Genomic DNA, 8,198 nt, shown 5'->3' with positions numbered 1-8,198 from the left:
TGCGGGGGACGCCGTAAACCCATCCATGGGGGCTTGGCCGCGGCATCCATGCCGCGGACACCCCCGCAACCGGACCCGCCCCGCCTCTGACAGATTCCGTGTGCTGTTGGTGGGTGTCGACCTTGGTCGACACGGTAGATCCACGCCATGCGTGGATGAATCTCTGTCAGGCATCGAAAAAACGGATGGAGTCGGATCCCTTTTCAACGGAAAAGGGCTCTGACCCGAGCAACACTGAATACGGGACACTGTGCCCCTCTCCTGCTGCTATCGCCAATTCACCTTGACCTGTTAACGTGCAGTAATGACCTGTGGCATTCTCCTCGTAACACATCCCGGGGTCGGGACCGCCCTGCTTGACGTGGCGACCCGGCTCCTGCGGCAGTTGCCGCTGAAAACAGAAGCTTTCGAAGTACCGTTCGACGCAGACCTGGACGCCCTGCTTCCGCTCGCCTCGGCCGCCCTGCGGCGGGTCGATGGGGGAAATGGCGTGCTGATCCTGACCGACCTGTACGGTGCCAGCCCCGCCAACCTTGCCGGGCAGCTGGCCCGGCTGGGGACCCCGGTTCGCCGGGTGTCGGCGCTGAGCCTGCCGATGTTGCTGCGGGTGATGAATTATCCGGAACAGGGACTGGATCAACTGCCCGCCACAGCCGCGGCGGGTACCCGTAATGGAGCGATAGTCGACGATGCTTGAACGAGAACTCACCGTCAGCAACCGCCTGGGCCTGCATGCCCGGGCCACCGCCAAGCTGGTGCAGACCCTGGCGCCGTTCCGCTGCAACGTGACCATGGCCGCCAAGGGCCGTGAGATCAACGCCAAGAGCATCATGGGCGTGATGCTGCTGGCCGCCGGCCAGGGCACCCCAGTCACCGTGCGGATCAACGGCGAGGACGAAGCCGCCGCGATGGAGGCGGTGGTAGGCCTGTTCGAGCGCCGCTTCGACGAGGACAACTGAGCGTGCCACGCGCACGCGCCGGTCAGGTCAGTTCCGGCCAACGGCCGGTACAGCTGCTGGCCGGCCATGGTGCGGCCCGTGGCACCGCGATGGGCCGCGCCCGGGTGCGCCTGCCGCATGCACTGGAGGTTGCCGAGCAACGGGTCGCCGTCCACCAGGTCGAGGCCGAACTGGCCCGCCTGCACCGTGCCGTGGATGCCGCACGCACGGAAATGCACGAGCTGCGACAGCGCCTGCAGGGTGCACTGAACCAGGAAGTGGGTGAGTTCCTCGACCTGCATGCACTGCTGCTGGACGACCCCGAGCTGCTGTTCGGGCTGGACGAGCTGATCCGCAGCGGCCCCTACAGCGCCGGCTATGCGCTGCGCCTGCAGCGTGACCGCCTGGCCAAGGTCTTCGATGGCATGGACGATGCCTATCTGAAGAGCCGCATGGACGACCTCGACCATGTGATCGGCCGCATCCACGCCTTCCTGCAGCCCGAGCGGCCGCCAGCGATGAAAGGCCTGGCCGGTGAAATCCTGGTCTGCGACAACATCGCGCCCTCCGAGCTTGCCCAGTTGCAGGCGCAGGGCGTGGTCGGCATCGTCACCGCCGCCGGCAGCGCGCTGTCGCACAGTGCGATCCTGGCGCGCAGCCTGCACCTGCCCTTGATCGTCAACGTGCCGCAGCTGCTCAGCCGCATCGCCGATGGCGACGTGCTGATCATCGACGGCGCCGATGGCAGCATCACCGCCAACCCGCAGGCCGACAACCTGCGCGATTACCGTGCACGGCTGAAAGAGCACGCACGCGAGCAGCGCGAACTTGGCCGCCTGCGCAGCAAGCCCAGCCGCACCCGCGACCAGGTCGACATTGCTCTGCTGGCAAATGCCGAATCGCTGGAGGACGTGACCCAGGCGCATGCGCTGGGCGCACACGGGCTGGGCCTGTACCGCACCGAATTCCTGTTCCTGCAGCGCAACGAGCTGCCGGACGAAGAAGAACAGTTCCAGACCTACCGTGATGCCGCACTGGGCATGAGCGGGCGACCGGTGACCATCCGCACCCTCGACCTCGGTGCGGACAAGGCCGATCGCACCGGCCTGACCCTGAGCAACGAGGAAAACCCGGCACTGGGCCTGCGCGGCGTACGCCTGTCGTTGGCGCGGCCGAAGGTGGCCGATACCCAGCTGCGCGCGATCCTGCGCGCCTCGGCCTACGGCAAGCTGCGCGTGCTGGTGCCGATGGTCAGTACCCGCGAGGAACTGCTGGCGGTGCGCCGGCGCATGCTCAAGCTGACCGAACAGCTGCGCGGCGAAGGCCACATGGTGTCCGACCATGTGCCGTTGGGGGCAATGATCGAGGTACCGGCCGCTGCGCTGGCGCTGGAGAGCTTCATCGATCTGGTCGACTTCCTGTCGATCGGCACCAACGACCTGGTGCAGTACCTGCTGGCGGCCGATCGCAACAACGAAGCGTTGGGCGAACTGTACTCGCCGCTGCATCCGGCGGTGCTGCGGCTGCTGCAGATGGTGATCGAGACCGGCGTGCGCCATCGCATCCCGGTGGCGGTGTGTGGCGAGATCGCCGGCGATGCACGGATGACCCCACTGCTGCTGGCGCTGGGCCTGACCGAATTCAGCCTGCACCCCGGCACCCTGCTGGAAGTACGCCGCGCGATCCGCGACGCCGACCTGGGCGCACTGCGCGCACGAGCTCCCAAGCTGCTTGCAGCCCGCGACCGCCGTGCCATCGAGCGCTGGCTGGCGCTGGTGGCGGATACGGCCTGACACCACCCGCTCGCCGGGCATGCACGCCTGGGGTCAGATCCCTTTTCCGTGGGAAAAGGGATCTGACCCCGTCTCGTCGCCGCCGGGGTATCCGGTGAAACATCCCCTTGCGATAATGACGCGCTGAACACCCCTGTTGCCGCATCCTTGCCGGGATCGCGGCTTTTCTTATCCCGCGGGAGCTGCGATGGCTGAGGCTGTACGCCACGACAAGACTGCGCGCCAGTTGCGGATGCTGTCCGATGCACTGGACAGCGGCCGACTGGGCCCGGTGCGCCGCCTGGTCAATACCCTGGCGCCGGCCGAGATCGGCAACCTGCTCGAATCGCTGCCGCCCGGCAAACGCGAGATCGTCTGGGGCCTGGTCGATCCGGAAGATGACGGCGAGGTGCTGGTCCACGTCGGCGACGACGTGCGCGAAAGCCTGCTCGCCGACATGGACCCGGACGAGATCATCGCCGCGGTCGAAGACCTGGACATCGACGATCTGGCCGATCTGGTCGAGGATCTGCCGGACACGGTCATCGACGAAGTCCTCAAGTCGATGGACCGCGAGAACCGCGAGCGCCTGGAGCAGGTGCTGTCCTACCCCGAGGACAGCGCCGGCCGCCTGATGAACCCGGACGTGGTGACCGTGCGCGCCGACGTCAACGTCGACGTGGTGCTGCGCTACCTGCGCCTGCGCGGCGAACTGCCCGACCACACCGATCACCTGTTCGTGGTCAGCCGTCGCCACCAGTACCTGGGCCGGGTTTCACTGGCCTCGCTGGTGACCCATGAGGACACCACGCCGATCAACCGCCTGATCGACGACGAGCAGCCGGCGATCGACGTCGGCGAGAGCGACCAGGAAGTGGCGCGGCAGTTCTCCGACCACGACTGGATCTCCGCGCCGGTGGTGGATGACAACAACATCCTGATCGGCCGCATCACCATCGATGACGTGGTCGACATCATCCGTGGCCAGGCCGAGCACCAGGCGCTGGGCGCCGCCGGCCTGGACGAGGACGAGGATCTGTTCAGCCCGGTCTGGCGCGCGATGCGCCGACGCCTGATGTGGCTGTCGGTGAACCTGTGCACCGCCTTCCTCGCCTCCAGCGTGGTCGGCCATTTCGAAGGCACCATCGACAAGCTGGTGGCGCTGGCGGTACTGATGCCGATCGTTGCCGGCCTCGGCGGCAACGCCGGCACCCAGGTACTGGCGCTGATGGTGCGTGGCCTGGCGTTGGGCCAGGTCGGCAGTTCCAACGCACGCACGCTGTTGTGGAAGGAAGTACGGGTGGCCCTGCTCAACGGCGTGGTGCTCGGCTCGATACTGGGCCTGATCGTACTCGCCTGGTTCCATTCGCCTGGCCTGTCGGCGGTGATCGCCATCGCGCTGACCTGCAACCTGCTGTTCGCCGCGTTGGCCGGCGTGCTGGTGCCACTGACGCTGAAACGCTTCGGCTTCGACCCGGCGCTGGCCAGCGGCATCTTCCTGACCGCCGTGACCGACTCGATGGGCTTCTTCACCTTCCTCGGCCTGGCCACCCTGGTGCTGCTGCACTGACCGTATCAAGGGTCGGATCCCCGCCGCACGGGGCGCTGACCCGATCCCCACTGGAACACCCATGGCAACGACGATCGAAAATTACTTCCAGCCCGGCTGGCGTGACCAGCAGTACACCTGCACGGCCTGCGAATGGAAGGGCAGCTCGCGCGCCATGGTGATGGAGTTGGACGAAGACGCCACCGAGTACGACTGCCCGGTCTGCGAGAACCCGCTGCTGGTGGTGCTGCATCCGGACATGGCGCAGGTGCAGGCGGCCGCCGCCGAAGGCAATGCTGAAGCGAAGGAACAGCTGGACATCATCGCCAGCTTCCCGCGCCCGGAGTGAACGAACACGCGGGCGTCAGCGCCCGTACCTGATCCGGCGCGAGAGCTCCATCACCTCGTTGGCACGTTCGCGCGCCTGCACCATCTCCTCGACGGTCAGCGTCATGGCCAGCGCCTCCTGCACCGAATCGGCTCCGCAGAGCAATCCGGTACCACACAGCTGGTGCAGCAGCGGCGACGATGGGCCGCAGGCGACCCCGACATTGCAGGCGGCCAGCATCCATGCACCCGAGTCTGCCGGGGTGCCTGTGGGATAAGGGGCAAGCGCGTTTGTACGTTCTGCCCCGTACCCCAACGCTCTGGACAGCACCAGATAGGCTTCACCATCGCTACGAGCGAGTGCAGCCTCGATGAGGGTACGTTGGTCATCTACACGCGTTGCGTCGACCGGCGTCAATGCACCATTGAAGAGTTCTTCGATCTGCGCAGGCAGACTGCCCTGGTCAGCCGCGACGCGCCGGAAGCGTGCATATCCCAGCGCAGCTTCACGCCCATCGATCCCATCACAGCGCGTTGCCAGCCAGACAGCGCTGCGTCTCAGCGCAGGCCGCTGGGCGGATGGAACCCCCGTCGGCTCCACCAGTGAGGGATCGAAGAACCAGATGCATTCGCTGTAAACGCGGCTGAGCGCAAAGCTGGCCTCGGCGTCTCCGGCATCGGAACGTTGCGTCAGGTCGGCGATCAACGGCTGCAGCCATCGGGCCGATACGTAGCTGGAAAGCGCTGGGCCCGGCCGATGCCGATCTCTGGCCCCCACATCTGCGGTCTCCAGCGGCAGCGGTGAGGTCGTGGCGGCGCCCCTCTCGAGGTGCTGCAAGGGAAACGGGCTCGTGCGCCATGCCCAGCCAAGCACGAGCAGCAGCGCCAACGCCGCACCGGCCAGCATTCGCCTGCTTCGTCCCATGGGGTGCTGCACTGCTCCCGAGCATCCGTTGCCTGCCCACATTCTGCGGCGCCACTGCGTGGACAGCAATCACCTGGGGTGCGGTGCGACGATACTGCGCTGCAGAAAGCCATCGAACAACGCAGGGGCTAGCATGGGGTCATTTCCAGATCCTGGTCAGCCCCATGCTTGGTTCACATGCACGTTGGTTGCCGTTGCTGATGGTGCTGATGGTAGGCGCGTGTGCCAGCGTGCCGGATCGCGCGCGCGGGCGCTTCGAAGCCCGCGCGGTGAAGGTGGATGGCGAGACCGCCTATTACCAGGTGTTCATTCCGGCCGGCGTGCAGGCCGCCGCTCCCACCAACCTTCCGGTCATCCTGTTCCTGCACGGCTCCGGCGAACGCGGCAGCGATGGTGTCAAACAGACCTACTCGGGACTGGGCCCCTATCTGCGCGAGCACCCCGACTTCCCTGCGCTGGTGGTGTTCCCGCAGGTGCCAGGACACGAGGAATGGAGCAGCCACAACAACCGTGTCGCGCTGGCGGCACTCGATGCAGCGATCGCCGAATTCGGCGCCGACCCGGCACGGCAATACCTGACCGGCATGTCGATGGGCGGCTACGGCAGCTGGAACATCGCCCTGGACGACCCACGCCGTTTTGCTGCGATCGTGCCGGTGTGCGGCGCCGTGCTGGCACCGCGCGCGAAGCGGCCGACCCTGTTCGTCGAGCAGGTCGCGCAGGAGTCCGATCCGTATGCGGTGATCGCCAAGCGCCTTCAGCACACTCCGATCTGGATCTTCCACGGCGCGCTGGACGACGTGGTGCCACCGGACGACGACCGCAGGCTGCACGTCGCATTCCAAAGCGCCAACGCACGCGATGTGCGCTACACCGAATACCCCGAAGGCAACCACAACGCCTGGGACGCCACGTATGCGGATCCCTCGATGTGGGCATGGTTGTTCGCGCAGAAGCGCTGAACCCCAACTCGTGGTAGCTGCCAACCTTGGTTGGAGCCTGGTTTTGGTAGGTACCCACTAAGGTTGGAACCTGCTTTCGGTGGGTGCCAACCTTGGTTGGCACTATCTGTCCGCCCCCATAAACTCCGCCTTGGCACAGGAACCTTCGAGTTCCCACTCACACCACGCATGCGGGTACTCGCCAAGCTGCGTTGCCAGCCCCGCCCTGATCGGATTCGCCATCAAATACATTGCATGCCGGAACAGCGATTCATCAGAGCGGATCGCGTGATCGTGATAGCAGGACTGCCAGAAGCGCCCCACCCTGCCCGGTACCCTGTTTGCGTGCACGGCCGTACGCGACTTGAAGCGCCTCATGACAACGTCGGGCGATGCCGCGCGCAGCTGCATCAACCAGTGGACGTGATCCGGCATGACAACGTAGGCGATCGAATGGGTCAGACCTTCCAGATCCAGACGCTGGAACTCCTGCATGGCGGTAACCGCAACGGCGTCATTGGCGAACAGAGCCGCCCGGCCATCCACGTTCGTGGTGAGGATGTAGCTCTGGCCGATACGGGAATGACGGCCTAGCAGGAGGCAGGTGCTGTTCATGCAGAAGAGCATGGGCGGGCGCATGTTCCTTGAACATCGGGAAATCACCTTCGCCCGGGTAGGCCAATGCCAACCAAGGTTGGCACCCACCACACCAGCAGTACCGACCAAGGTTGGCACCCACCACACCAGCAGTACCAACCAAGGTTGACACCTACCAGAGCGGGGGTCAGCCCAGCAGGGTTTCCAGCACGGCCATGCGCACGGCGACGCCGTTGGCGACCTGGCGCAGCACCCACGACTGCGGGCCGTCGGCCACTTCGTCGGTCACTTCCACGCCGCGGTTGATCGGGCCCGGGTGCAGCACCGCTGCGTCCTTACCGGCGCGGGCCAGGCGTTCGTTGGTCAGGCCGTACTGCGCGTGGTATTGCTCCAGCGACGGCACCAAGCCTTCTTCCATGCGCTCGCGCTGCAGGCGCAGCATCATCAGCGCGTCGACGCCTTCCAGCATCGCGTCGAAATCATCACCGACCACGCAGCCCTTCAGGGTCTCGTCATCCGGCAGCAGCGACTGCGGGCCGCACACGCGGATCTCGCCCACGCCCAGCGTACGCAGCGCATGCAGGTCGGTGCGGGCCACGCGCGAATGCTTCACGTCGCCGACGATCACCACCTTCATCTTCGAGAAATCCGGGCCCTTGGCCTGGCGCAGGGTCAGCATGTCGAGCAGGCCCTGGGTCGGGTGCGCGCTGCGCCCGTCACCGGCGTTGATCAGTGCAGTGCCCTCGCCCGCCGCTTCGGCCAGTGCGGCCACGGCGCCGTCATCCGGGTGGCGCACCACGAAGCCGCGCACGCCCATCGCTTCCAGGTTGCGCAGCGTGTCGCAGGCGGTTTCGCCCTTGCGCGTGGACGAGGTCGAGGCATCGAAGTTGAGCACATCGGCGCCCAGTCGCTGCGCCGCCAGCTGGAACGAGCTGCGGGTGCGCGTGGACGGTTCGAAGAACAGCGTGCACACCGCTGAGCCGGCCAGCACCTGGCGCTTGTTGCCGACACGACCGACCGCGGCATCGCGGATCTGCCCTGCGCGGTCAAGCAGCTGCAGCAGGGTCTCGCGCGGCAGGCCCTCCAGGGTCAACAGGTGGCGCAGGCGTCCGGAGGCATCGAGTTGCTGGGCGGTCATGGCGGTGTCGG

9 protein-coding genes are annotated in these 8,198 nt (G+C 66.3%); 6 read left to right on the top strand and 3 right to left on the bottom strand.

Going from position 1 to position 8,198, the window contains the following annotated elements; genetic code table 11:
• The first annotated feature begins 304 nt into the window (after positions 1-304).
• From AC07M7_RS18410 to AC07M7_RS18390, 5 genes are all read left to right on the top strand, one after another.
• Positions 305-697 carry a PTS sugar transporter subunit IIA gene (locus AC07M7_RS18410; protein ID WP_012510282.1) on the top strand — a complete coding sequence of 131 codons (393 nt, stop codon included), beginning with the start codon at positions 305-307 and terminating at the stop codon, positions 695-697.
• Positions 690-959: an HPr family phosphocarrier protein gene (locus AC07M7_RS18405; protein ID WP_046983647.1), complete on the top strand. Its 270-nt coding sequence runs from the start codon at positions 690-692 to the stop codon at positions 957-959. The genes AC07M7_RS18410 and AC07M7_RS18405 overlap by 8 nt, the downstream gene beginning before the upstream one ends.
• 2 nt (positions 960-961) lie before the next feature.
• Entirely contained in the window at positions 962-2,731 is a 1,770-nt protein-coding gene (ptsP, locus tag AC07M7_RS18400; protein ID WP_046983646.1) for a phosphoenolpyruvate--protein phosphotransferase, read from the top strand.
• 187 nt (positions 2,732-2,918) lie between these two features.
• Complete coding sequence (gene mgtE, locus AC07M7_RS18395) at positions 2,919-4,280, top strand: magnesium transporter (RefSeq protein ID WP_046983645.1); 1,362 nt, start codon at positions 2,919-2,921, stop codon at positions 4,278-4,280.
• Positions 4,281-4,341: 61 nt separating this feature from the next.
• Entirely contained in the window at positions 4,342-4,608 is a 267-nt protein-coding gene (locus tag AC07M7_RS18390; protein WP_495208008.1) for a hypothetical protein, read from the top strand.
• Between the two features lie 15 nt (positions 4,609-4,623).
• Here the strand turns inward: AC07M7_RS18390 and AC07M7_RS18385 are convergent, their stop codons facing one another.
• Entirely contained in the window at positions 4,624-5,493 is an 870-nt protein-coding gene (locus AC07M7_RS18385) for a hypothetical protein (protein ID WP_253078939.1), read from the bottom strand.
• A gap of 182 nt (positions 5,494-5,675) precedes the next feature.
• Here AC07M7_RS18385 and AC07M7_RS18380 point away from each other — a divergent pair, with 182 nt between their 5' ends.
• Positions 5,676-6,473 (top strand): carboxylesterase family protein, encoded by a 798-nt coding sequence (locus AC07M7_RS18380; protein WP_495208007.1) that lies wholly within the window; start codon positions 5,676-5,678, stop codon positions 6,471-6,473.
• 102 nt (positions 6,474-6,575) lie between these two features.
• Here AC07M7_RS18380 and AC07M7_RS18375 read toward each other — a convergent pair whose 3' ends face one another.
• On the bottom strand, positions 6,576-7,067 hold the full coding sequence (locus AC07M7_RS18375; RefSeq protein WP_495208006.1) for an REP-associated tyrosine transposase: 492 nt from the start codon (positions 7,065-7,067) through the stop codon (positions 6,576-6,578).
• Between the two features lie 169 nt (positions 7,068-7,236).
• Complete coding sequence (locus AC07M7_RS18370; RefSeq protein WP_004147181.1) at positions 7,237-8,187, bottom strand: aspartate carbamoyltransferase catalytic subunit; 951 nt, start codon at positions 8,185-8,187, stop codon at positions 7,237-7,239.
• Positions 8,188-8,198 lie beyond the last annotated feature (11 nt).

Source organism: Stenotrophomonas sp. GW821-FHT09E08 (genome assembly GCF_059416125.1).
The sequence above is the reverse complement of the archived record's forward strand: the minus strand, read 5'-3'. Positions and strand labels throughout refer to the sequence as shown.